This window comes from Streptomyces sp. NBC_01267 (assembly GCF_036241575.1).
In the GTDB taxonomy this organism is placed as follows: domain Bacteria; phylum Actinomycetota; class Actinomycetes; order Streptomycetales; family Streptomycetaceae; genus Streptomyces.
In genome coordinates this window covers 3,409,825-3,433,604 of record NZ_CP108455.1, presented here as the reverse complement: position 1 = coordinate 3,433,604, position 23,780 = coordinate 3,409,825, and the positions used below count along the sequence as shown (strand labels likewise).

Annotated in this window: 19 protein-coding genes; 7 read left to right on the top strand and 12 right to left on the bottom strand. The window is 72.8% G+C overall.

Features of this window, described 5'->3' with window-relative positions; translation table 11 throughout:
- Positions 1 to 33: 33 nt before the first annotated feature.
- Positions 34 to 2,631, bottom strand: coding sequence for a helicase C-terminal domain-containing protein (locus tag OG709_RS15695; protein ID WP_329166585.1), 2,598 nt, complete (start codon positions 2,629 to 2,631; stop codon positions 34 to 36).
- Between the two features lie 236 nt (positions 2,632 to 2,867).
- On the opposite strand from OG709_RS15695, the gene OG709_RS15690 reads away from it, so the two are divergent.
- The gene (locus tag OG709_RS15690) at positions 2,868 to 3,917 is read left to right on the top strand and encodes a hypothetical protein (protein WP_329166583.1); all 1,050 of its coding nucleotides are present in this window, start codon (positions 2,868 to 2,870) and stop codon (positions 3,915 to 3,917) included.
- A 10-nt stretch (positions 3,918 to 3,927) separates the two neighbouring features.
- On the opposite strand, the gene OG709_RS15685 is transcribed toward OG709_RS15690, so the two are convergent.
- The 4 genes from OG709_RS15685 to OG709_RS15670 all read right to left on the bottom strand — a co-directional run bounded on the left by OG709_RS15685 (position 3,928) and on the right by OG709_RS15670 (position 7,981).
- Positions 3,928 to 4,920 carry an ABC transporter substrate-binding protein gene (locus OG709_RS15685; protein ID WP_329166581.1) on the bottom strand — a complete coding sequence of 331 codons (993 nt, stop codon included), beginning with the start codon at positions 4,918 to 4,920 and terminating at the stop codon, positions 3,928 to 3,930.
- A 117-nt stretch (positions 4,921 to 5,037) separates the two neighbouring features.
- A complete protein-coding gene (locus OG709_RS15680; RefSeq protein WP_266642345.1) occupies positions 5,038 to 5,871 on the bottom strand; it encodes an ABC transporter ATP-binding protein in 834 nt (277 codons plus the stop codon).
- Complete coding sequence (locus OG709_RS15675; RefSeq protein WP_250301103.1) at positions 5,868 to 6,980, bottom strand: FecCD family ABC transporter permease; 1,113 nt, start codon at positions 6,978 to 6,980, stop codon at positions 5,868 to 5,870. The genes OG709_RS15680 and OG709_RS15675 overlap by 4 nt, the downstream gene beginning before the upstream one ends.
- Entirely contained in the window at positions 6,977 to 7,981 is a 1,005-nt protein-coding gene (locus OG709_RS15670; RefSeq protein WP_250301104.1) for a FecCD family ABC transporter permease, read from the bottom strand. Before OG709_RS15670 ends, OG709_RS15675 begins: the two co-directional genes overlap by 4 nt.
- 92 nt (positions 7,982 to 8,073) lie before the next feature.
- Here OG709_RS15670 and OG709_RS15665 point away from each other — a divergent pair, with 92 nt between their 5' ends.
- Positions 8,074 to 8,715, top strand: coding sequence for an HAD family hydrolase (locus OG709_RS15665; RefSeq protein ID WP_250301105.1), 642 nt, complete (start codon positions 8,074 to 8,076; stop codon positions 8,713 to 8,715).
- A gap of 19 nt (positions 8,716 to 8,734) precedes the next feature.
- Here OG709_RS15665 and OG709_RS15660 read toward each other — a convergent pair whose 3' ends face one another.
- Positions 8,735 to 9,031, bottom strand: coding sequence for a hypothetical protein (locus OG709_RS15660; protein ID WP_250301106.1), 297 nt, complete (start codon positions 9,029 to 9,031; stop codon positions 8,735 to 8,737).
- Positions 9,032 to 9,181: 150 nt separating this feature from the next.
- Between OG709_RS15660 and OG709_RS15655 the strand changes: the two genes are divergently transcribed.
- Entirely contained in the window at positions 9,182 to 9,565 is a 384-nt protein-coding gene (locus tag OG709_RS15655) for a cold-shock protein (RefSeq protein ID WP_284348028.1), read from the top strand.
- A gap of 171 nt (positions 9,566 to 9,736) precedes the next feature.
- Here the strand turns inward: OG709_RS15655 and OG709_RS15650 are convergent, their stop codons facing one another.
- On the bottom strand, positions 9,737 to 10,147 hold the full coding sequence (locus OG709_RS15650) for a MarR family winged helix-turn-helix transcriptional regulator (RefSeq protein ID WP_374211275.1): 411 nt from the start codon (positions 10,145 to 10,147) through the stop codon (positions 9,737 to 9,739).
- A 212-nt stretch (positions 10,148 to 10,359) separates the two neighbouring features.
- On the opposite strand from OG709_RS15650, the gene OG709_RS15645 reads away from it, so the two are divergent.
- The gene (locus OG709_RS15645) at positions 10,360 to 11,808 is read left to right on the top strand and encodes an MFS transporter (protein WP_250301108.1); all 1,449 of its coding nucleotides are present in this window, start codon (positions 10,360 to 10,362) and stop codon (positions 11,806 to 11,808) included.
- A gap of 135 nt (positions 11,809 to 11,943) precedes the next feature.
- Here the strand turns inward: OG709_RS15645 and OG709_RS15640 are convergent, their stop codons facing one another.
- From OG709_RS15640 to OG709_RS15625, 4 genes are read right to left on the bottom strand one after another with little or no spacing between them, the layout of a single operon-like run.
- Positions 11,944 to 12,792, bottom strand: a complete 849-nt coding sequence (locus tag OG709_RS15640; protein WP_250301109.1) for a 1,4-dihydroxy-6-naphthoate synthase — start codon at positions 12,790 to 12,792, stop codon at positions 11,944 to 11,946.
- Positions 12,789 to 13,439, bottom strand: a complete 651-nt coding sequence (locus tag OG709_RS15635; protein ID WP_250301110.1) for a futalosine hydrolase — start codon at positions 13,437 to 13,439, stop codon at positions 12,789 to 12,791. Before OG709_RS15635 ends, OG709_RS15640 begins: the two co-directional genes overlap by 4 nt.
- Before the next feature lie 4 nt (positions 13,440 to 13,443).
- Positions 13,444 to 13,926, bottom strand: coding sequence for a DUF2771 domain-containing protein (locus OG709_RS15630; protein ID WP_250301111.1), 483 nt, complete (start codon positions 13,924 to 13,926; stop codon positions 13,444 to 13,446).
- Between the two features lie 27 nt (positions 13,927 to 13,953).
- Positions 13,954 to 15,300 carry an MFS transporter gene (locus OG709_RS15625; RefSeq protein ID WP_250301112.1) on the bottom strand — a complete coding sequence of 449 codons (1,347 nt, stop codon included), beginning with the start codon at positions 15,298 to 15,300 and terminating at the stop codon, positions 13,954 to 13,956.
- Between the two features lie 439 nt (positions 15,301 to 15,739).
- Between OG709_RS15625 and OG709_RS15620 the strand changes: the two genes are divergently transcribed.
- The 3 genes from OG709_RS15620 to OG709_RS15610 all read left to right on the top strand — a co-directional run bounded on the left by OG709_RS15620 (position 15,740) and on the right by OG709_RS15610 (position 21,261).
- On the top strand, positions 15,740 to 16,648 hold the full coding sequence (locus OG709_RS15620; RefSeq protein WP_250301113.1) for a DUF3027 domain-containing protein: 909 nt from the start codon (positions 15,740 to 15,742) through the stop codon (positions 16,646 to 16,648).
- A 312-nt stretch (positions 16,649 to 16,960) separates the two neighbouring features.
- Entirely contained in the window at positions 16,961 to 20,233 is a 3,273-nt protein-coding gene (locus OG709_RS15615; protein WP_329169127.1) for a sacsin N-terminal ATP-binding-like domain-containing protein, read from the top strand.
- Positions 20,234 to 20,409: 176 nt separating this feature from the next.
- Positions 20,410 to 21,261: a DUF5707 domain-containing protein gene (locus OG709_RS15610; protein WP_250301114.1), complete on the top strand. Its 852-nt coding sequence runs from the start codon at positions 20,410 to 20,412 to the stop codon at positions 21,259 to 21,261.
- A gap of 86 nt (positions 21,262 to 21,347) precedes the next feature.
- Here OG709_RS15610 and OG709_RS15605 read toward each other — a convergent pair whose 3' ends face one another.
- On the bottom strand, positions 21,348 to 23,762 hold the full coding sequence (locus OG709_RS15605; RefSeq protein WP_329166572.1) for an HAD-IC family P-type ATPase: 2,415 nt from the start codon (positions 23,760 to 23,762) through the stop codon (positions 21,348 to 21,350).
- Between the last annotated feature and the right edge of the window lie 18 nt (positions 23,763 to 23,780).

Below are 23,780 nucleotides of genomic sequence, written 5' to 3'. Positions count from 1 at the left end.
CACCCTCACCTCCAACCCCAGCCCCGCCTCCGCTCAGGCCGGGTCGTCCGTCAGCTCCGCGACCCCCGTGATGCGGTGCAGCGGATACGTGCGGACGTCGTCCGCCGTGTGGTCGTACGCCGTCACGAAGCCGCCCTCCACCCGGACCGGTGCGATGACCCGCCTGCTCGCCGCGCCGTCGGCGTTGACGTAGCCGATCCAGAGCGCCGCGCCCGTCATGGCCGCGGCCTGCACCGTGGCGAGGGTCTCGGCGGACGGGGTGCGCGGCAGGTTGCCGTACTCCGGCACCGGTTCGTGGACCACCGTGGCGGCCGTGTCACCGGCCCTGATCGCTCGCAGCGCCGCGCCGAGCAGCGTGTCGTCGGGGACCGGCGGACCCTCGGGGACCGGCGCGGGGGCGGTCCGGGGCGGGGTGCGGTAGGCGTCCTGGCGGGTGATCAGGACGTCGCCCTCGGCGGACTCCGCGGCCGGGGCGAAGCCCATCGAGCGCAGCCCGTCGAGGAGCGTGACCGGGTCGGCCGCGGAGGCCAGCACCGTGGGGGCGAGCCGGCGTAGTCGCAGCGACTGGGAGCGGGTGTCCGCCAGGATCTCGCTCAGGACGGCGTCGTCGTCGCAGCGCACGTACGAGGACGCTGCCCCGACCCGCAGATGGCCGTGTTTACGGGCCACGTCGTCGATGAGGTACGTGAGCGGCTGCGGCACCGGCGTACGGCTGTGCGCCGCGAGGAAGGCGTGCAGGTCGGAGGCCGTCTGCCCGGCGTCGAGCGCGCGGCGTACGGAGCCCTGGGTGAAGCGGTAGACGGTGGCGCCGCCCTTGGACTCGACGTCCGCCGCGACGTCGAGCAGTTCGGCGAGCGGGCGCTCCAGCGGGCCGGGTGCGACGGCGGTGAGGTCGGCCTGGAGGAGTACGTGGTCGAGGGGCTCGGGGATGAGCGTGGCGATCGCGGCGGCGGCGCGCTCGCGGGAAGCGGCCACCTCCGCGGCGGTGGGGGCGGGCCGGGCGCCGATGCCCGGCCCGGACGCTGCGGACTCGCCCAGCAGGGCCCTGCCGTGCGTGGACAGGGCGCCGCGGCCGGTGACGCCCAGCAGTTCCGCCTCGTTCAGCGTCCACCGGGCGATGCGGGAGCGCAGGTCGCCGACGGCGGTCGCGCCGTACGTGTGGCGGGCCGACGGGATGTCCGCCGCCGTGCCCGCGCCCCGGCCCGCCGCCGCACCGCCGGATTGCGCGCCGGAGGCCGTACCGCGCACCGGGCGCTCCCAGCGGAGCCGGGCCAGCAGGGACTCCGGGTCGGGCGCGGTGCCTTCGGGGAGCGTGGCCATCAGGGCCAGGGTTCTGCGGCGCACCTCGGGAGCTGCCGAGCGGTCCAGGTCGGTGCCCAGGGTCGACAGGGCGCGGCCCTTGGCGTCCAGGCCGCCGATGAGCCCGGGGGTGCGGGTGGCGGTGAGCCAGCTGGTGGCCAGGACCGACCACCGTTCCTGGGCGGGGGATTCGAGCCAGGCGTCGTACGCGGGGGTGGCCGCGAAGCGTTCGTCGTCCCCCGCGGACTTCGAGGAGCGGGACGGGCTGCTGCCGCCGTCCGCCGCCAACAGGCCTGCGGCGTAAGCGAGTTCGACCCAGAAGGCGGCCAGTTGTTCGGTCGTGTCCAGTGCGGTGGCGGTCCGCTTCAGATCGCGGACGCTGAGGCCGCCGGAGCGCATGACGGTGGGGCCGCCCTCGTTCCAGTCCTTGAACAGGTCCTCGATGGTGGAGAGCGCCATGAACGCCTGGCCCGCCGCCGCTGCGTCCACAGCCTGTGGACCGTACTCCCGCGTCGGCGCGACGGCGGGCGGTACCGGCTCGGCGTGGCGGTGCGCGCGCCCGGCGCGCAGATGCAGCGCGGCCTCCCGGGGGAGTACCACCGTGCGCGCGCTGGCGGGCAGCAGCAGCCCGTGGTCGCGCAGCCAGCGCACCGGCGGGGTGGGATCGGCGGCCACCTCTCCGTACGGCGGCCCCCAGACCAGCCTGCTCAGTACGTTCAGCGACTCCACGGGCGCCTCGTCGAGCAGCGCCGACATCCGCGTCCGGTCGGTGAACAACGAGGTCAGCGCGGCGACCGCGGACACCGAGTCATGGGTCCCGGCAAGCCCGGCCGCGGTGACGATCTCCTGCACGCGGCCCGGCGACATGCCGACCGTCGCCTCCGCCACGGTCGGCCCGAGACCGGTCGGGGAGGGGTGCGCCGGGGACGGCGCGAGGAGCTCGCGGGCGGTGCGCACCAGCCGGAGCCGGTCGTCCGCGCCCCAGATCAGGGCCTGTTCGCGCAGTACGTCCACCGCGCCGGGCAGCGCGGACGCCACCGCGGGGTCGCACTCGTCACCGCCCATGAGGGCGAGGAGCGTGGTGTACGGCGCGGGGTCCGGCGCGACGGCCAGCGCCTCCGCCGTCTGGAGCGTGAACCGGTCGAGATGTTCGAGCGCCCGGACCACCGAGGCGCGGGTGCCCGCCCGGGTGGCGAGCTGGCCCAGATCGCCCGGCACCGGCGCCAACAGGTCGGGCCGTGCCCGCAGCAGACCCGCCAGGGACGCGTCGTCGCGGATGCGCAGGGCCTCGGCGAGGGTGCGCGGTGGCGTGCTGCGTGTTCGTTCCGGCACGTGCGCCTCCCGTAGTACTGACTAGTGCTGACCGGTCCCCATCCGGCCCACGTTACTGAGATTTGCGTGGAGATGACGCACCGCCCCACTCGGGGCCCGCCGACTTCGGCCCGCTCCGGGGTGTGCGGGAGCGTCGGAGCGGCGCGGAACAGCCGTGCGGGGAGGGCGTGATGAGCGACGCCGCGCGGTGGGGGCGCTACCGTCGGGGCAGAGCGGCTTGAAGGGGAGCGAACTCCGTGGGGATCGAGAGCGATCAGCTCGTCTACGACTATCTGAGCCGGGTCGGCGACCTGGCCCAGCGGCAACTGCCCTCCGCGGAGCGGATGCGGCTGGTGTCCTCGCTGCGCAGCGAGATCGACCGGCAGCGGGCCTCGGCCGACGCGGGGACTCCGGCCGGCGTGCGCCGCATCCTGGGCAGACTCGGCACGCCCGCCGAACAGGTGGCCGCGGCGGCGGGAGGCACGCCACTGGATACCGGGCGCGCCGAGCCGGAGCAGGCCGTACGGGAACGGACCTGCCGGATCCCGCGCCCCCGCAGGACGGAGAAGGCCGAGCCGCCGCCCGCCCGCTCGACCGCCGCGTCCCCGCCGCACCTCGCGGGCGAGGACGAACTCGGTACGGGTGGCGGCGAGCCCGACTGGTGGCGCATCCAGCCGGGCCCCTTCGGCGCCGGTGACGCCGTGCACGGTTTCACGGGCGGGGTGGAGATCCCGGAGATACTGAAGCCGCCGCCCGAGGACGAGGACGCGAACGGGGCTGCTGACGAAGACGGCGCCGACGGACCGGACGGGGAGGGCGCGGAGCCCGTCGAGGCGGCGCCCCGCGGCCGGGCGCTGCTGGGCCGCCGCCGGGCAGCCGGGGGCGGCGACGCGACCGGCGACGAGGGCGACGCGGGCGGCGGGGACGGAGCGGCCGGTGGGCGCGCCGCGTATCTGCGTACCTTCACGGGGGTCTTCTCCAGCCCGGTCCTGCTGCTCGCCGCGGTCCTGCTCGTCGTCGGCGCGGTGCTCGGCTCGCTGCTGGTGCTCGGCGCGGGCTGGATCATCGCGTACATGTCGCGCAGGCTCACCCGCGCCGAGGCGAAATGGGCGGTGCTCGGGCTCCCGGGCACGGTCGCGCTGGGCGGCATCGTCTGGCTGTGGGGGCGGTCCAGCGGGCACTGGGGTTCGGCGATCCCGGAGCACGGGATGGGCGGCGCGATCTCCGGGGTGTGGCCGGTCGCCCTGCGGGCCGCCGCCGGTGCCTCCGCGCTCTACCTGGTCTGGCGGTCGCGGAGGCGGGCGTAGGGAGGCGTCGCTACCTGGCGAGGTCGGCCCGGAGTTCGTCGAGGATCTTGCCGGCGGCGGTGTATCCGATGCCCTGGAACCACAACTGGTCGTCCACGGCGAAGGACTTGCCGTTCTTCACCGCGGTCAGGTTCTTCCACAGACCGCTGCTCGTGGTCTGCGTCTCCTTGGCCTTCGCCGGGTCGCCGTACGTGGCGTGGAAGAGGACGTCGGCGTTCGCCAGGTCGATCCTCTCCGGGCTGACGTCGTACGAGAAGCCGTCCTTGGCCTTGTCGACGACGGCCGGGCGGCCGACGCCGAGGTCGGTGAGGATCGTGCCGATGTAGTTCTTCCTGCCGTAGATGCGGATGTCGGCGCCCTCGACGAACCGCACCGTGTCGACGTCGGTGGCGGCGGCCTTCGCGGGTCCGCCCAGCGCCGCGACGACCTGCTTCGTGTGCGCGGTGTACGCGGCGACGACCTTCCTCGCCTCGGCCTGCCTGCCGAGCGCGTCGGCGTGCACCTGGAAGTTGGCCTTCCAGGGGTAGCCGGTGCTCTCCGTCATCACGGTCGGCGCGATGGCGCTGAGCTGCTGGTACTTGTCGCCGTGCCGGATCTTGCTGGTGAGGATCAGATCGGGCTTGAGCGCGGCGATGGCCTCCAGGTCCGGCGACAGCATCGCGCCGACGTCCTTGATGCCCGCGACCTTGTCCCTGGGCAGGTAGTCGAGGAACCCGGACTTCACGTCGGCGTGCGTGGAGCCGACCGGCCGCACGCCGAGGGTGATGGCGGAGTCCAGCTCGGCGGTGTCCAGGACGACGACCCGGCGGGGGTGGTCGGGGACCTTCACCCGGCCCATGGCGGTGTCCATGGTGTGGGTGCTGGTGCCCGCCGTACCTGCTGAGCCGCCGGAGCCCCCGGTACCGCCGGACCCGCACGCGGCGAGGACCAGGCCACCGGCCAGGACGAGGGCGACCGCGGTGGCGCTGCGGGGGCGGAACGTGCGGGTGCGCGTGCGCGTCATGAGGCAGACCTTTCGACGACGGTGCGAGGACAGTGCGACGACGGTTCAGCGACGGTGCGGGAGCAGCTCAGCGGTGGTGCAGCAGCGGTTCGGCGGCGGTGCGGGGGCAGGGAGTTGTTACCCGGCCGGGACCGCGGGGACCCCCGGGTCCCCGGCCGTCGTACCCGCGTACGGTGCGCCCGGCACGACCAGCGGGGACCCCGTGACCGGGTCCGGGATCACCACCGAGTCCAGTCCGAACACCTCCCGTACGAGCTCCGCGGTGACGATCTCCTTCGGGTGCCCCTCGGCGACGATCCGGCCGCTCTTCATCGCCACCAGGTGGTCCGCGTACCGGGCCGCCTGGTTGAGGTCGTGCAGCACCGCCACGACCGTCCTGCCGCGCTCGTGGTTGAGCTGGCGGACCAGGTCGAGCACCTCCACCTGGTGGGCGATGTCGAGGTACGTGGTGGGCTCGTCGAGCAGCAGCAGGTCCGTCTCCTGGGCGAGCGCCATCGCGATCCAGACCCGCTGGCGCTGCCCGCCGGACAGCTCGTCGACGGACCGTTCGGCCAGTGCGGCGGTGTCCGTGCGCTCCATGGCGTCGGTGACCGCCCGCTCGTCCTCCTCGGACCACTGCTGCCACCAGTGCTGGTGCGGCTGCCGGCCGCGTGCCACCAGGTCGGCGACGGTGATCGCCTCGGGCGCGGACGGGGACTGCGGGAGCAGCCCTATCGCCTGGGCGATCTTCCTGGTGGGGATGCGGGCCAGCTCGGCGCCGTCCAGCAGTACGGCGCCGCTGCGCGGCTTCAGCAGCCGTCCCAGCGCCCGCAGAGTGGTGGACTTGCCGCAGGCGTTGGGGCCGACGATGACGGTCACCCGCCCGTCGGGCACGGCCAGGTCGAGTTCCTGGACGACGGTGCGGTCGTCGTAGGCGAGCGTCAGCTCACGGGCCGTCAGCCTGGTGGTCATGCGGTGCCTCCACTACGGCCGCGGGAACCGTGGTTCTTCGCGATCAGCCAGATCAGGTACGGGGCGCCGACCGCCGCCGTGAGGACGCCCACCGGCAGTTCGGTGGGCGCCAGGAGCTTGCGGGCGAGCAGGTCGGCGAGGACGACGACGAACGCGCCCGTCAGCGCCGAGGAGAGCAGCGGGATCTGCGCGGTCCTGGTCATCCGGCGGGCGATCTGCGGGGCGAGCAGCGCGACGAAGTCGACGGGCCCGGCAGCCCCGGTCGCCACCGACGCCAGCACCACGCCGATCAGGACGAGACCGAGCCGTACCCGGCCGAGCCGGACGCCGAGCGCGGTCGCCGTGTCGTCGTCCATGGAGACCGTGCGCTGGGCGTACGCGGCCCACAGGACGGCCGGTACGAGCGCGAGCAGCACCCAGCCGAGCAGAGTGGCCTGGTCCCAGCCGCGGCCGTTCAGGGAGCCCGTCAGCCAGATCTGGGCCTGCTGGGCGACCAGGTAGTCGCCCTTGGTCAGGAAGAGCTGGGTGACCGAGCCGAGGGCGATGGCGAAGCCGATGCCGATGAGTACGAACCGGGTGGCGTGCAGCCCGCCGCGCCAGGCGAAGGCGTACACCAGGGCCGCCGCGACGATCCCGCCGATGACGGAGAGGTAGGGCAGTACGGCCGTCGACGTCACCCCGAGGGACATCGCGCCCACGGTGAGCGCGCCCGCGCCCTTGCTGATGCCGATGATGTCGGGGCTGGCCAGCGGGTTGCGCGCGACGGTCTGGATGAGCGCCCCGGCCACCCCGAACGCGGCGCCGACGAGCAGCCCGACGACCATGCGCGGCAGCCGCAGCGTGCCGACGACGAGTTCGTCCGGCGAGGGGCTCCCGACGATCACCTTGACCACCTCGGCGGGCGACACGAAGCTCTCGCCGACGCAGAGGTACGCGACACAGGTGGCGGCCAGTACGAGGGCGAGTGCCACGGCGACGGCTGCGGCGCGCCGGTGCAGCAGGAACGTTCCCCGGCCGATCCGTACGACGGAGTAACCGGCGGGCCGGATGCGCCCGGTCCGGCCGGCCGCGGGCGCTGCCGCCGTCGTGGCTGTGGGTGCGGTTGTCACGCCGGGACCGCCTTCCGGCGTACGAGGGCGACCAGGAACGGCACCCCGATGAGGGCCGTCATCACCCCGGCCGGGACCTCGCCCGGCGGGAAGATCACCCGGCCGATGACGTCGGAGACCAGCAGCATCACCGGTCCGATGAGTGCCGCCATCGGCAGCACCCAGCGGTGGTCGCTGCCCACGAGCGCGCGGGCGATGTGCGGCACGGCGAGGCCGATGAAGGCGATCGGCCCGGCGGCGGCGACCCCGACGCCGGTCAGTACGGTCGCGCCGATGCCCCCGACGATCCGTACCGTGGCGACCTTCTGGCCGAGCCCCTTCGCCATGTCGTCGCCGAGCGCCAGTGCGTCCAGACCGCGGGCGACCGAGGCCACCAGCACCACGCCCACCAGCAGGAACGGCCAGATCTGACCGACGATGTCGGTCTCCCGGCCGCTGATCGAACCGACCTGCCAGAAGCGGAACTCGTCGAGCGCGGAGGCCTTCGTGGTGAGGACCCCCTGCACCACGGAGACCAGCAGCGCGTTGATCGCGGCGCCGCCGAGCGCGAGTTTCACCGGGGTCGCGCCGCCGCGCCCGCGGGAGGCGATGGCGTACACCGCGACGGACGCGAGCGCCGCGCCCGCGAAGGCGAACCAGACGTACCCGGTGAGCGTGTGGATCCCGGCGAAGGCGATGGCCAGCACCACGCCCACCGAGGCGCCCTGGCTGATGCCGAGGATGCCCGGGTCGGCGATGGGGTTGCGGGTGATGCCCTGGAGCACCGTGCCGGCGAGGGCGAGCGCGACGCCGACCATGAGGCCGATCAGCGTGCGCGGGACCCGCAGCTGGCGGACGACCTCGGCCGTGTTGCTGTGCCCGCCGTGCAGCAGTGCGTCGATCACGGCGGAGGGTGCGATGGCCCGTGCCCCGACCGCGAGGCTGAGCAGGACCGCGAGCAGCAGGGCCACGACGGCGGCGGCCGTCCAGGCGATGCGGCGGCGGGCCACGGGAGTTGACATCTGACCCATTCCGAAGGTTGGTAAGGCTTGGCTAAGCCTAATCGGAGCCGCTTCGGACGGACCGGCCAGGTGGCGGACGCGGGAGAGGGAGGATGGAGGGCATGGCTTCCCCAGCGCTGACGGTCGGCTTCGACCTCGACATGACCCTGATCGACTCCCGGCCCGGCATCAAGGCCGCCTACCAGGCGCTTTCCGCCGAGACCGGTACGTACATCGACGCCGACCTGGCGGTGACCCGGCTCGGCCCGCCGCTGGAGCTGGAGCTGGCGGAGTGGTTCCCCGAGGACCGGATCGAGGCCGTGCGCGACCACTACCGTGAGATCTACCCCACACACGCGATAGAGCCGTCCACGGCGATGGCGGGCGCCGCCGAGGCGGTGGCCGCGGTGCGCCGGCTCGGCGGCCGGGCGATCGTCGTCACGGCCAAGAACCAGCCGGACGCCGTACGCCACCTCGTGCACCTCGGCATCGAGCCGGACGCCGTGGTCGGCTGGCTCTGGGCGGAGGCCAAGGCGGAGGCGCTGAAGGAGCACGGCGCGTCGGTGTACGTCGGCGACCACGTCGGCGACGTACGCGGGGCGCTCACCGCGGGCGCGCTCTCCGTCGCCGTACCCACGGGCCCGATCGGCGCGGACGAACTGCGGGCGGCCGGGGCCGACGTGGTCCTGACCGACCTGACCGAGTTCCCGGCCTGGCTGGAGAGCTACGCGGCGGGGCTCGCCGCGCAGGCCTGAGCCGTAGCCGTGAGAACCGCTACGTAGCCGGAGTGGCCGCGGGCGCCTGGGCGGCAGCCGCCCGGCGGGAGAGCGCGGCGCGGGCCCGGCGGCGCTGGTCTGCGATGGACCGCAGCACTCCGGCCGCCGCCACCAGGAACCCGACGCCCATCAGCATGCACACCGCGTAGGCGATGGACGGGAACGGACGGGTCCCCAGGAAGAGTGGGGCCACCGTGACCAGGGTGGCCACGGCGCCGACGAAGAAGATGATCGCGCCGACCTGGACCAGCCGGTCACCGGCACGGGCGTCGGTCGATTGGGTTTCATTGCTCACCCCGCCAGGGTAGTTCCCTGCGCGGAGGAACTAGCCAGTGACGTCTTGTCACCGGTCCCAGGACCATTAGCCTGAGTCCTGGCGGGTCGAGTGACCCGCTGTAGTGCTATCCAGAGCCGTTTTCTACGACTACGGGGACGAGGACAGACGGTGCCCACCGGCAAGGTCAAATGGTTCAATTCGGAAAAAGGCTTCGGCTTTCTTTCCCGCGACGACGGCGGCGATGTCTTCGTCCATTCGTCGGTGCTCCCGGCCGGAGTGGATGCACTCAAGCCGGGCCAGCGTGTGGAGTTCGGTGTCGTCGCGGGCCAGCGCGGTGACCAGGCCCTGACTGTGACCGTCATCGACCCGACGCCGTCGGTGGCCGCGGCGCAGCGGCGCAAGCCGGACGAACTGGCGTCCATCGTCCAGGACTTGACGACGCTGCTGGAGAACATCACGCCCAGCCTGGAGCGGGGCCGGTACCCCGACAAGGCGGCGGGGGCGAAGATCGCGGGTCTGCTGCGGGCGGTCGCCGACCAGCTGGACGTCTGACCGGACGAGCCTGCGGTCACCCGGTGGGCCGGGTCGGGAGAGGTCTCCCGACCCGGCCCACCGCTCCGTTCACGCCATTTCCCGCAGGCCCGCAGGCCCGCAGGCCCGCCGTACGCGCGTCCGCCGCGCCCCGCCGCGTCCGCCCGGTGCGCACCGCTCAGCGCCCGCCGCTCACGGCCGGGGCCAGGGCTGGCCGATGATCGTCTCGATGCTGGAGTTGAAGCGTTCCAGCGCCGCCGCGAAGTCGGCGGCCTCCTCCGGCGTCCAGTCGGCGAGTACCCGTTGCAGGTTGTTCACCGCGTCCTCGCGGTCGGCGGCCAGCTTCCGGGCGCCCTCGTCCGTCATGCGGAACTTCCGGGCGAGCCCGCCCTCCGGGTCCGGGATGCGCTCGACCAGGCCGGCCCGGGTCATGGCGGCGGTCTGCCGGTTGAGGGTCGAGGTGTCCAGGTCCAGGGCGTCGACGAGCTGTCCGATGGACAGCGGTCCGTCGAGCTCGATCCTGCAGAGCAGGATGTAGGCGCTCCGGTCGAGCTGCGTCGTCTGGGCCATGGCCATGTACCGGTACCTGGCCAGCAGGGTCATTTCCCGCTCGATGTTCTCGGTCGCCTGACGCACGCGGCTTGTCCTCTCCGACGTTCTGATCTGCCCCTCGGCATGTATAGCACGCGCAATGTGCATCATGCATGAGGTGTGTAGAATGCATATCGTTGTCATCGACCCCCTGGGCCGAGCCTGAATCCAGATCCGTCTGAACCCAGGGCCGGAGCCCGAGTCCGAGTCCACGAGGAGAACCCGTGACCACCCCCGTTCCGGTGCCGCAGCAGCACACGAGACCCGGTGCCGTCGTCGCCGTACTGGCGGGCGCCGGCATCGTCGCCGCGCTGATGCAGACCCTGGTCGTCCCGCTCATCGCGAAGTTTCCCGAGCTGCTCGGCACCACGCCGGGCAACGCCTCCTGGGTCGTCACCGCGACGCTGCTCGCCGGTGCCGTCGCCACCCCGGTCACCGGGCGGCTGGGAGACCTGTACGGCAAGCGACGGCTGATGCTGGTCTGCATCGGGCTGCTCGTGGCGGGCTCGGTGATCTGCGCGCTGGCGGGCTCGCTGGCCCCGATGGTCATCGGCCGGGCGCTCCAGGGCACCAGCATGGGCATCATCCCGCTCGGCATCAGCATGATGCGTGACCTGCTGCCGCCGGAGAAGGTCGGCTCGTCGGTCGCGCTGATGAGTTCCTCGCTCGGCATCGGCGGCGCACTCGGCCTGCCGATCGCCGCGGCCATCGCGCAGAACACCGACTGGCACACGCTGTTCTGGGGCTCGGCGGTGCTGAGCATCCTCCTGGGCATCCTGATCGTCCTGTTCGTCCCCGCGGCGCCGGTCCGTACCGAGGGCCGGTTCGACTACATCGGAGCCGTCGGGCTCTGCGCGGGCCTGGTCGCCCTGCTGATCGGCGTCTCCAAGGGCAGTGACTGGGGCTGGACCAGCGGCAGCACGCTGGGGCTGTTCGCCGCCGCGGTGGTCGTCCTGCTCGTCTGGGGCCTCTTCGAGCTGCGCACCGGGCACCCGCTCGTCGACCTCCGTACCACCGCGAAGCGCCAGGTCCTGCTGACCAACGTGGCGTCCGTCGTGGTCGGCTTCGCGATGTACGCGCAGTCGCTCGTCTCGCCGCAGCTGCTCCAGCTCCCCGAGGCCACCGGGTACGGCCTCGGCCAGTCGATGGTCGCCGCAGGGCTCTGGATGGCCCCGGCCGGGCTGGTGATGATGGCCGTGTCCCCGCTCGGCGCCAAGCTCTCGGCGGCCCGCGGCCCCAAGATCTCGCTCCTCGTCGGCTCCGTGATCATCGCCGTCGGCTACGCCCTCGCGCTCGCCCTGATGGGCTCCGCCTGGGGCCTGGTGGTCTTCTCGTGCGTGATCAGCGTCGGGGTGGCCTTCGCCTACGGAGCCATGCCCGCCCTGATCATGGGCGCGGTACCGCTCTCCCAGACGGCCGCGGCCAACGGCTTCAACTCGCTGTCGCGGGCGGTCGGTACGGCGGTGTCCGCAGCGGTGATGGGCGTCGTGCTGGCCCAGATGACCGTCTCGATGGGCAGCTTCTCGGTGCCGTCCGAGAAGGGCTTCCGTACGACGTTCGTCATCGGCGCCGCGGTGGCGCTGGTGGCCGCGCTGGTGGTGCTGGCGATCCCCGGCCGCAGCAGGAAGAACGTGGCGGCAGCCACGGAACCGGTGCTGGCCGAGAGCGTGTAGCTTTCCCGCGGCGGTATGTCCGACAGGACCTCGCCGTGACCGCCGACGGCCCCCGCTCCGTACACCTGCCGGCCGGCAGGCGGGGAGCGGGGGCCGTCGGCCGATTCCTGATCCGGCCCGGTCCGGGCCCGCCTCTCAGGCGAAGGTCAGCGCGTCCGGTCCCAGCGCGGGGACCAGGCCCTCCGCCGCCGCGCGGGTCAGCAGACCGCGCACCGCCGCGTACCCGTCCTCGCCGAGGTCCGCCGTGAACTCGTTGACGTACAGCCCGATGTGCTGGTCGGCCACCGCCGGGTCCATCTCCTGGGCGTGCCCGAGCACGTAGGGACGCGAGACCTCCGGGTCGTCCCAGGCCTGCCGTACCGACGCCCGTACCGACTCCGCCAGTTCGCGCAGCCGGGTCGCGCCCAGCGAACGCTTCGCGATGATCGCGCCGAGCGGGATCGGCAGGCCGGTCGTCGACTCCCAGTGCTGCCCCATGTCGGCCAGCGAGTGCAGCCCGTACTCCTGGTACGTGAACCGCGCCTCGTGGATGACCAGACCCGCGTCCACCTTGCCGTCGCGCACGGCCGGCATGATCTCGTTGAACGGCATGACGACGATCTCGCCGACCCCGCCGGGCACCACGTCGGCCGCCCACAGCCGGAAGAGCAGATACGCCGTCGAGCGCTCGCTCGGCACGGCGACGGTCCTGCCGGTGAGGTCGACACCGGCTTCCCTGGTGAGGACCAGCGGCCCGCAGCCCCGGCCGAGTGCCCCGCCGCACGGCAGCAGCGCGTACTCGTCGAGCACCCACGGCAGCACCGCGTACGACACCTTCAGGACGTCGAACTCACCGCGCTCCGCCATCCCGTTGGTGATGTCGATGTCCGCGAAGGTCACATCGAGCGCGGGCGCGCCGGGCACCCGGCCGTGCGCCCAGGCGTCGAAGACGAAGGTGTCGTTGGGGCAGGGCGAGAACGCGATCTGCAGCGGCTGCTCGGTCATATGGTGTCGGTCCAACCTTCCAGTACGGGCGGGAGCTTCGCGAAAGCCCCGGTGAGCGCGGCCAGCGCGTCCCCGATGCGCCAGGCGTCCCGGTCGCGGGGGCCGACGGCGTTGGAGACCGCGCGGATCTCCAGCACCGGGAGCCCGGCCTGGACGGCGGCCTCGGCGACCCCGAAGCCCTCCATCGCCTCGGCGACGGCGCCGGGGTGCGCGGCCAGCAGAGCGGCTGCCCGTCCGGCGGTGCCGGTGACGGTGGAGACGGTCAGTACGGTGCCGGTCGTCGCGGCCGTGGCGTCGGCCACGGCCCGCACCAGCGAGGCCGGCGGGCGGTGTTCCACCGTGCCGAAGCCCAGACCGGTGACCGGGACGAAACCCTCGGGCGTCTCGGCGCCCAGGTCGGCGGCCACGATCGCGTCCGCGACCAGCAGTGCGCCGGGCGGTGCGTGGAATCCGCCGCCGATGCCCGCCGAGACCACCAGGTCGTACGGGGCACGGGCGAGCGCCGTCGCCGCTCCGGCCGCCGCGGCGGCCGGGCCGACCCCGGCCGCGATCACCTCGTACTCCCCGGAGCTTCCGGGAGTGTCCCCGAACGCGCGCGTGACCGCGTCCCGCTCGGCGGGAACCGCGGTCACGACCAGTACACGCAAGGCGTCAGTCGTTCTTCTTGAAGGTGAACGACCACAGGCCGTAGACCTTGGTGGTGCCGTCGCCCTCGGCGATGGCGACGGTCGAGGTGTTGCCCTTGGCGCCGTACTGGGCGTTGAAGAACACGTTGCCCGGGATGGTGGTGTAGGTCTTCTTGCTCACGCCGGTCAGCTGCTGACCGTTCAGCAGGAGCGTCCAGCCCTTGTCGGCGATCTTCGGGTCGACGCCGATGCGCACGGTCGCCTCCGGGTCCACCTTGATGGTCGGAGTGTGCTTCTTCTTTTCGGCGCAGGACTTCGACGCGGCCATGTCCAGCGCCTTGCCGTCGTTGTAGCAAGCGGCGGCGGTGTTCACCGACTTGGTGCCGACCGTCACGGTCGCGAGGGGCGTCGGCTTGTCGCAGGCGGACAGGACGAGGAGTCCGGCGGACACGGCAGCGACGGCGGCTGCGGTGCGGCGGCCCTTACCGGTAAGAAGCGCAACGGTCATGGGGCGAAGGCTATCGTCCGGCGCAGGTCACGCCACGCGGGGGTGCGGCGAGCCGCGTCGCGCGGCCGTGAGGAGCCCTCGAACGGTCGTGATCGCCCCCACCGCGACCAGCGTGGCGCCCACCGAAACCCCCAGTACGCCGTTGAGCGGCACCACCATCGCGATGGCGCCGCCCACCACCCAGGCCATCTGGAGCAGCGTCTCCGACCGGGCGAACGCCGAGGTCCGTACGGACTCCGGCACATCCCGCTGGATCATCGCGTCCAGCGACAGCTTGGCCAGCGCCTGCGCGAACCCGGCGACCGCCGCCACCACCGCGACCAGTACGGAGCTGAAGAAGACCGCCGTCAGCACCGCCGTGGCCAGCACCACCCCGAGCAGGCTCGCGATCATGATCTCCGGACCACGCGAACGGAGCAGCGCGCCGACCGCGGTTCCCAGCGCGTTGCCCGTACCGGCCGAGACCCCGACGATCGTCATGGACACGGCCACACTGAGGCCGGGCATCGGCTGGTCCCGCAGCAGAAAGGCCAGGAAGAAGATCAGGAAGCCGGAGAGCGAGCGCAGCGCGGCGTTCGCCACGAGTCCGTTCAGTACGGAGGGGCCGACGGTGCGCAGCGACGGCTTGCGCTCGTCACGCTCCACCAGCCGCGCCTTGCCCTCGCCCTTCGCGGAGTCCACCTTGCGCGGCAGGGTGAACGCCAGGAACGCGCCGAACAGGAAGACGACGGACGCCCCGTAGAGCGGCCAGGGGGGCCCGATGCGGTGCAGCCCCGCACCGATGGGCGCCCCGATGCCGGTCGCCAGCAGCCCCCCGAGCGTCACCCGGGAATTGGCCCGGACCAGTGAGAACCGGGGTGGCAGCAGCCGGGGGACCACCGCGCTGCGCACCACTCCGTACGCCTTCGACGCCACCAGTACGCCCAGCGCGGCCGGATAGAGCTCCAGCCCGCCGGAGGCCACCGCACCCGACATCACCAGCGCCAGCACCGTCCTGGCCGCCATCGCCGCAGCCATCGCCGCCCTGCGGCCGTGCGGCAGCCGGTCGAGCAGCGGGCCGATCACCGGGGCGAGCACCGCGAAGGGCGCCATGGTGACCGCGAGATAGAGCGCGACCCGGCCGCGGGCCTCGTCCGTGGGCACCGAGAAGAAAACCGTCGAGGCGAGCGCAACCGTGATCATCACGTCACCCGCGCTGTTCACGGCGTGCAGTTCGATCAGCTTGCCGAGCCCCGACTCACCCGCTCCATGGGCGTGCGTCGCCCGTCTGATCCCTTTTGCGGTACCGGTAAACGGACGTTGGAGGGCATGCCCGACAGCCCGGCCCGCCCTGCGCACCGGGCTGAATCCGTCGGACGGCCTTGCGGTGGTCACCCCGTCATAGTGCCCCAAGCCCGTACGACCCGAACCGGGATTCGGACGCGCAGGTGGGACGAGAGCCGGAGAGGGGGTAGCGTGCACGGAGGCTGCCGACCACTCCCGGGCGGGCCCGCGACGCCTGTCACCGCACCTCGCTGCGTTGTCGGAGCCGCCCAGTGACTTCGGTCGTGGGCGATCCTCCGCCTTGCGACGGACGGTGCCGGACGCCGCGGGCTCCTCCGCCCGGGAGCGGTCGGCAGCCACCAGCGCGCCACCGGCGGTTGTCCTTGGCTGTGCGCCTCTCCGTTATCCCGCAGAATGGGTAGGAGAAGGTGCGCCCCCGGGCATGTCGGGCGCGGACGTTGACGCGGTCCCCTGGTCCGCTCCGCCCGTAGCTCGTACGCGATGTTCGTCCGGCGCACCCGTGAGACGGCGTAGGAGAGAAGCGAGACCTGTGAGTGCTGCGACGACGCGAAGCCGTACCCCCGACCGCCTGTGCGCCGAGGCGGTAGACCTCGCCCGCGAGGCCGCCGAGGAAGCCGCCTTCCCCGGGGTGGTCGGTGAGCATGTCTCCGTGGTGGCGGAGGGCGACCGGGTCGTCACCCACTACTTCGAGTGCAAGGAACCCGGCTACCGGGGCTGGCGCTGGGCGGTGACGGTCGCCCGTGCGTCCCGGGCGAAGCTCGTCACGCTCGACGAGACGGTCCTGCTGCCCGGCCCCGACTCGCTGCTGGCCCCCGAGTGGGTGCCGTGGAGCGAGCGGCTGCGCCCCGGCGACATGGGCCCCGGCGATCTGCTGCCCACCGAGGCCGAGGACCTGCGCCTGGAGCCGGGCTACTCCGGCGAGGACGCGCCCCCGCCGAACTCCGTGGTCTCCGAGGAACTGGCCGAGCGGGTCGACGCGGAGGACGCCGAGGTCACCGACCGCACGGCGGTCCCGGCCCGTGGCACGCTCACCGCGGTCGCCGAGGAACTGGGCATGCGTCGTGCGCGGGTCCTGTCCCGCTACGGGCTGCACCTGGCGGCCGACCGCTGGGACGAGGAGTACGGCGCGAAGACCCCGATGGCGCAGGCAGCGCCCGCGTCCTGCGTGACGTGCGCCTTCCTGGTGCCGCTCGCCGGTTCGCTGAAGCAGGCCTTCGGGGTGTGCACGAACGAATTCGGTCCCGCGGACGGGCATGTCGTGTCGCTGGCGTACGGGTGCGGTGGGCACTCGGAGGCGGCGGTCATGCCGAAGCCGCTGCGGCCCGCGCCGCTGGTGCTGGACTCGACGGCCGCGGATCCCTTCACGCTGCGGCCGGACCCCGAGGGCGGGTCGGTGCCGGTGGAGGCGTCCGGGGTGGAGGACCTGGGGCACTCCTGAGGGAGCGGCGGGGCGGGGGTGTTCCACGGGGGTGAGCCCCCGGGCCTCCCTGTCCTCAAGCGCCGGACGGGCTGGATTTTCCCCGGCATGTCCTGCCCGGCCGGCTCGTCTCAGCCCCTCCGGCATCCCTGGCCCCCCGCTCATCTCAGCCCCTCCGGCGTTTTGAGGAGCGGGCCCGGGGCGGAGCCCCGGTTACCGGAAGGGGCGGGCTGGGGAACGCCCGCCGCAGGCGACCCGCACCCCCGTCACGCGGTACGTTCACCCCCGGCCCCCGCCCCACCCCGCCCCACACGAGGAGCACGAGCCGTGATCGTGAAAGCGACGGACGCAGCCGACCCCTTCGGGACGGCCCGGCTACGGCGCGGTGTGCTCGACGCCTGGTCCGCCACTCCCGCCCGGTTCCGTGAGGACGCCAACGCCGAGGAAGACCTCGCCCTGGGCGGCTACCGCGACCGCCTCGTCGTCGAGCTCGCCCAGAACGCCGCCGACGCGGCGGCCCGCGCGAGCGTACCGGGACGGTTCCGGCTCACGCTGCGGCCGGGCGCGGGCGACGAGCCAGCCGTTCTCGTCGCCGCCAACACCGGCGCCCCGCTGGACGCACCCGGCGTCGAGTCGCTGAGCACGCTCCGCGCCTCCGCCAAGCGCACCGACGCCGACACGGAGGGCGCGGTGGGCCGCTTCGGTGTCGGCTTCGCGGCCGTCCTCGCGGTGAGCGACGAGCCCGCCGTCGTCGGCAGGCACGGCGGCGTGCGGTGGTCCCTCGCGGAGGCCCGCGAGCTGGCCGCCGAGGCCGCACGGTCCGCAGCCGCCCCGGGTACGGACACCGAGGCGGCCCGCGCCGCCGAGGGCCTCGCCGACGAACTGCGCCGCCGCGACGGACACGTACCGCTGCTCCGCCTCCCGCTGCCCGCCGAGGGCACCGCCCCCGACGGCTACGACACCGTCGTCATCCTGCCGCTGCGGGACGGCGGCGCGGAGGACCTGGCCCAGCGGCTGATCGCCGCGATCGACGACGCGCTGCTGCTGACGCTCCCCGGGCTGGCCGAGATCGTGGTCGAGACCCCGGACGGCACCCGCACGCTGACCCGTTCGGCGCACGGCCCGTACGTCCACATCACGGATACGGCCGATGTCACCGAGACGGCCGACGAAGGCGTGGCCGACCGGGCGGCGGACGCGGGCACCGACGCGGGTCCCGCCCCCCACCGCTGGCGCACCGTCGCCCATCACGGCCCGCTGGAGCGGTCGCTCCTCGAAGGGCGTCCCGTCGAGGAACGGCTGCGCCCGCACTGGTCGGTGACCTGGGCCGTCCCGGTGGACGCCGAGGGCGCGCCGGTACGGCCCCGTACCGCCCCCGTCGTGCACGCGCCCACCCCGACCGATGAGCCGCTGGGCGTGCCCGCGCTGCTGATCGCCTCGCTGCCGCTGGACACCGCCCGGCGCCATCCCGCCCCGGGACCGCTGACCGACTTCCTGGTGCAGCGCGCGGCCGACGCGTACGCGGAACTGCTCGGCGACTGGGAGCCGGTGTCCGTCGCCACCATCGACCTGGTGCCGGGACCGCTGGGCAAGGGCGAGCTGGACGGTGCGCTGCGGGCCGCGATCCTGGAGCGGCTGGCGCGCGTGGCGTTCCTCGCACCGGCAGCGCCCGTCGCACCGGCAGCCGGATCCGCCGAGTTCGCCGAGCCCCGGGACGGGGACGCGGCGGGCGAGGGCCCGGGCCGCGGGCCCAGGGCCCTGCGGCCCTTCGAGGCCGAGGTCGTCGAGGGCGCGGGCGCCGACACCGTACGGGTACTGGCCGAGGTGCTGCCCACCCTGCTGCCCGCCGGTCTGGAACGCCGCGCCGAGCTGCGCACGCTGGGCGTCGGCCGGCTGCCGCTCGGCGACGCGATCGACCGCATCGGCGGCGCCGAACGCGAACCGTCCTGGTGGCGGCGGCTGTACGAGACCCTCGCGGGCGTCGACCCGGACCGGCTGTCCGGGCTGCCCGTGCCGCTCGCCTCGGGGCGTACGGCCGTCGGCCCCCGGCAGGTCCTGCTGCCGCTGGCCGACACCCCGGCCGACCTCGCCCGGCTCGGCCTCAAAGTCGCGCACCCGGACGCCGCGCATCCGCTCCTGGAGAAGCTGGGGGCCCTGCCCGCCACGCCGCGCGCGGTACTGACGACCCCCCAGGTGCGGGCCGCCGTCGCGGCCTCCCTGGACGACGGCGAGGCCTGGGACAGCGACGCGCTCGACCCGGACGAGCTGGCCGAGGTCGTCCTGGCCCTCGTCCGGGAGGCGGACCTGGAGCCCGGGGACGAACCGTGGCTGGCCGCGCTCGCCCTGCCCGACGAGGACGGCGAGTCCGCCCCGGCCGGTGAACTGGTCCTGCCCGGCAGCCCGTTCGCGCAGCTCATGCGCGAGGGCGAACTGGCCCTCTGCGACAGCGAACTGGCCGACCGCTGGGGCGAACAGCCGCTGACCGCCTGCGGGGTGCTGGCCACCTTCGCCCTCGTACGCACCACGGATGTCGTCCTCGATCCCGACGAACTCGACCCGCGCGAGGGCGACTTCGCGGAACCGGACGACGCCGGGCTGCTGGACGCCGTGGACGTCTGGTGCGAGGACGTGCTCGACCAGCTGCCGGAGACCCCGGTGCCGCCGGTCGCGACGGAGCTGGTCGCGGTACGGGACCTGGACCTGGTCGACGACGACAAGTGGCCGCAGGCCCTCGCCCTGCTCGCCCGGCCGCCGCTGCGGGACGCGCTGACCCAGCCGGTGCGGGTGCTGCTGCCGGACGGGACGACGGCCTCCGTACGTCCGTACACCGCCTGGTGGCTGCGCGATCACCCGGTGCTCGACGGCCGTCGTCCGGCGGGGCTGCGGTCGGCGGGCGGCGATCCGCTGCTGGCCGGGCTGTACGACGAGGTGGACGCGACCGGCTTCGACGACGAGCAGGTGCTGCGCGCCCTCGGCGTGCGGACCTCGGTGGCCGCCCTGCTCGACGAGCCCGGCGGCGCGGCCGAGCTGCTGAACCGGCTCGCCGACCCGGACCGTGAGGTGTCGTCCCGTCAGCTGCACGCGCTGTACGGGGAGTTGGCCCTGCTCGATCCCGAACAGGTCACCCTCCCGGACGAGTTGCGGGCCGTGGTGGACGGAGAAGTACGGGTGGTGGACGCGGCCGATGCGCTGGTCGCCGACGCGCCCGACCTGCTCCCGCTGACGTCCGGGGCCCCGCTGCTCCCGGTCGCCCCGGCGCGCGCCGCGGAGCTGGCCGAGCTGCTCCAGATCAGGCGGCTGAGCGAGACGGTGGACGCCGAGGTGACCACGGCGGGCGAGGAGCACCCGGTGCCGGAAGCGGTCCGTACGCTGCTCGGCCCCGGCACCCCGGCGACGTACCTGGAACACGAGGAACTCCTCGCGGGCGGCGTCGAACTGGACTGGCACCGGACCCGCGACGGGGTGCTCCACGCAGCCACCCTGGAGGGCGTGGCCGCGGGCCTCGCCTGGGCGGCCGGACAGTGGCCGCGCCGGTTCGAGGTCGCGGCGCTGCTGGAGGACCCGTCACGTACGGAGGAGCTGGCACGCGACCGCTGGTTCGATTGAGAACGACCGGCGTACGGCGTGGTTCACCACACGGTTTCGAAATCTTCACACCTGGTACAACCATTCACGCGCGTCGCAGGTCTGGTCTGTGAAGCCACCAGGCTTCGCAGACCACATGGGCCACGCGGATGGACGAAACCTCCGCGGGTCCCCTTCTCCACATGGGGAACAAAAACATGCGTATACGTGCCACTGTCGTTGCCGTCTCCGGCGCCCTGGCCCTCTCCGCTCTCGCCTTCCCGGCCTCCGCGCAGGCGGACGAAACCCCCGTCGCCCGGCTCGCGGCCTCGCCGTTCGGAGCGAAGGCGAAGATCAGCCGCGCCGTAGCCGACACGAAGATCACCAGCGTCGTCGTGAACGGCGGCAAGGACATCACCCTCGGCACCACGGTCCCGAAGACCATCACGGCGACCGTCACCGCCACCGACGACTCGGGCATCCAGGACGCCATCGTCTACCTCTGGCACGGCGCCGACATCGACCACGTCGACGGGTACCTCGGCCCGGACGTGTCCGACGACACGGCCCAGATCGCCAAGTGCACCAAGGTCAACGCCACCACCTCGACCTGCAAGATCACCTTCAAGGTCGACCCGCACTACGACCTGTACAAGAACGACCTCGCCGGAACGTGGAAGGTCGCCGCGGCGGCGCTCGCCAAGGACTACGACTCGGTCGACAACGACAAGTTCAGGACGATGCACGTCCAGCGCGTCTCGACGCTGAACGTCAACGCCGCACCGGAGCCGGTGAAGAAGGGCAAGACGATCACGGTGACGGGCAAGCTCGCCCGCGCCAACTGGGAGACGTACAAGTACCAGGGCTACACCGGCCAGCCGGTCAAGCTGCAGTTCCGCAAGAAGAACAGCAACACGTACACCACGGTCAAGACGATCAAGACGAACAGCACCGGCAACCTGAAGACGACCGTCAAGGCGGTCGAGGACGGCTACTGGCGCTACAACTTCGCGGGTACGACCACCACTCCGGCGGTCGTCGCCACCGGTGACTTCGTCGACGTGAAGTAACAAGCACTGCCGCGAGCGGCCCGTGTCCCGGGGTGGATCCACCACTCCGGGACACGGGCCCCGTTGCGCCCGGACCCTGCCGGGTGTCAGCCCGGGTACCGCCGGTCGACCCACCGCCAGGCCACCTCGACGCAGAGCGAGGCGACGGCCGCGACACCCACCGCCGTCCACGGCATGGTCGTGCCCTCCAGCTTCAGCGCGAAGAAACGCTGGAGCGCGGGGACCACCAGGACCAGGACGAAGGCCCCGCCCATGGCCAGCACCAGGCAGACCCGCCACCAGGTGTAGGGGCGGGCGATGATCGCCAGGACCCACATCGAGACCAGGAAGAGCGTCAGCGTCGCCACGCTCGTCTCCGCGGTCAGGGCGTCGGCCCCGGTGTAGTAGCTCCGCGCGATCATGTAGACCACGAAGGTGGCGACGGCCGCGATGATGCCGCAGGGGATCGAGTACCGCAGCACCCGCCGTACGAAGTGCGGTTTCGCCCGTTCCCTGTTGGGGGCCAGGGCCAGGAAGAAGGCCGGGACGCCGATGGTCAGGGTCGACAGCATCGTCAAGTGCCGTGGCAGGAACGGGTACTCGATCTGGAAGCAGGCCACCAGGATCGCCAGCAGCACCGAATAGACGGTCTTCACCAGGAAGAGCGTGGCCACCCGGGTGATGTTCCCGATGACCCGTCGGCCCTCCGCGACCACCGAGGGCAGCGTCGCGAAGCTGTTGTTGAGCAGCACGATCTGGGCGACGGCCCGGGTCGCCTCCGAACCCGAGCCCATGCTCACGCCGATGTCGGCGTCCTTCAGGGCCAGTACGTCGTTGACGCCGTCACCCGTCATCGCCACCGTGTGCCCGCGCGACTGGAGAGCGGCGACCATGTCCCGCTTCTGCTGCGGGGTGACCCGGCCGAAGACCGAGTTGTTCTCCAGCGACTGCGCCATCGCCTCCTGGTCGGTGGGCAGGCGGCGGGCATCGATCGTGTTCTGCGCACCGGGCATGCCCAGCTTCGCGGCGACCGCGCCGACCGAGACCGCGTTGTCGCCGGAGATCACCTTGGCGGCGACGTTCTGCTCCGCGAAGTACGCCAGGGTGTCAGCGGCTTCGGGCCGCAGCCGCTGCTCCAGCACCACCAGCGCCGCCGGACGGGCGCCCGCGGCCACCTCTTCGTCGTCCAGACCGCCCGCGGCCCGCGCGAGCAACAGCACCCGCAGGCCCTCCTGGTTGAGCTGCTCGATCTCCTGGAGCGCCGGGTCGTGCTCGGGCAGCAGCACATCGGGCGCGCCGAGCAGCCAGGTGGAGGTCTCCCCGTCGCTCTCGCCGAACGCGGCACCGCTGTACTTGCGCGCCGACGAGAAGGGCAGCGCCTGGGTGCAGCGCCAGCCGGCGGTGTCCGGGTAGGAGTCGATGATCGCCTGGAGACTGGCGTTGGGCCGCGGGTCGGACGCCCCCAGCGCGCCGAGCACCCGCCCGATGTACGCCTCGTCCGCGCCGCCCAGCATCCGCAGCCCGGTGACGTTCATCCCGCCCTCGGTGAGCGTGCCCGTCTTGTCCAGGCAGACCACGTCGACCCGGGCGAGGCCCTCGATCGCGGGGAGTTCCTGGACGAGGCACTGCTGGCGGGCCAGCCGGATCACGCCGATCGCGAAGGCGACCGAGGTGAGCAGCACGAGCCCTTCGGGGATCATCGGGATGATGCCGCCGATGGTGCGGGCGATGGAGTCCTTGATGTCGTGCCGTTCGTGCACGAGCGCGCTGACGACGAGACCCGCCGCTGTCGGGACCATCATCCACGTCACGTACTTGAGGATCGTGGAGATGCCGCTGCGCAGCTCGGAGTGGACGAGGGTGAAGCGGGACGCCTCCTCGGCGAGCTGCGCCGCGTACGCCTCACGGCCGACCCGGGTGGCGGTGAACGCCCCGCCGCCCGCGACCACGAAGCTGCCGGACATCATCGGGTCGCCCGGCTTCTTGTGCACCGGGTCGGCCTCCCCGGTGAGCAGCGACTCGTCGATTTCGAGACCGTCGGCCTCGACGGTCTCGCCGTCGACCACGACCTTGTCGCCCGGACCCAGTTCGATGAGGTCGCCGAGGACGAGTTCGGAGGTGGAGATCTCGCCGGGCACCCCGTCCCGCCGTACGGTCGGTTTGGCCTCGCCGATGACGGCGAGCCCGTCCAGGGTCTTCTTGGCGCGGTACTCCTGGAAGATGCCGATGCCGGTGTTGGCGATGATCACGAAGCCGAAGAGGCTGTCCTGGATCGGCGCGACGAACATCATGATCACCCAGAGCACGCCGATGATCGCGTTGAACCGGGTGAAGACGTTCGCCCGGACGATCTCGGCGGTGGACCGGCTGGAGCGCACGGGTACGTCGTTGACCTCGCCCCGGGCCACACGTTCGGCCACTTCGGCGGTGGTCAGCCCGGTGGCGCGGGCGGGCTCCGGCAGCTCGACGGGGTGGACGGGGTCGAGTTCGGACCCTGCGTCGATATACGGCCCATGCGTCATGGATCCGACGTTAAGGCC

Excerpts from the sequence above, each read along its gene's own strand:
- OG709_RS15685 (WP_329166581.1), bottom strand. The coding sequence starts at position 4,920 with ATGACGCGCACGCGCACCCGCACGTTCCGCCCCCGCAGCGCCACCGCG.
- OG709_RS15680 (WP_266642345.1), bottom strand. The coding sequence starts at position 5,871 with ATGACCACCAGGCTGACGGCCCGTGAGCTGACGCTCGCCTACGACGAC.
- OG709_RS15670 (WP_250301104.1), bottom strand. The coding sequence starts at position 7,981 with ATGTCAACTCCCGTGGCCCGCCGCCGCATCGCCTGGACGGCCGCCGCC.
- OG709_RS15665 (WP_250301105.1), top strand. The coding sequence starts at position 8,074 with ATGGAGGGCATGGCTTCCCCAGCGCTGACGGTCGGCTTCGACCTCGAC.
- OG709_RS15650 (WP_374211275.1), bottom strand. The coding sequence starts at position 10,147 with ATGACCCTGCTGGCCAGGTACCGGTACATGGCCATGGCCCAGACGACG.
- OG709_RS15640 (WP_250301109.1), bottom strand. The coding sequence starts at position 12,792 with ATGACCGAGCAGCCGCTGCAGATCGCGTTCTCGCCCTGCCCCAACGAC.
- OG709_RS15630 (WP_250301111.1), bottom strand. The coding sequence starts at position 13,926 with ATGACCGTTGCGCTTCTTACCGGTAAGGGCCGCCGCACCGCAGCCGCC.
- OG709_RS15610 (WP_250301114.1), top strand. The coding sequence starts at position 20,410 with ATGCGTATACGTGCCACTGTCGTTGCCGTCTCCGGCGCCCTGGCCCTC.
- OG709_RS15605 (WP_329166572.1), bottom strand. The coding sequence starts at position 23,762 with ATGACGCATGGGCCGTATATCGACGCAGGGTCCGAACTCGACCCCGTC.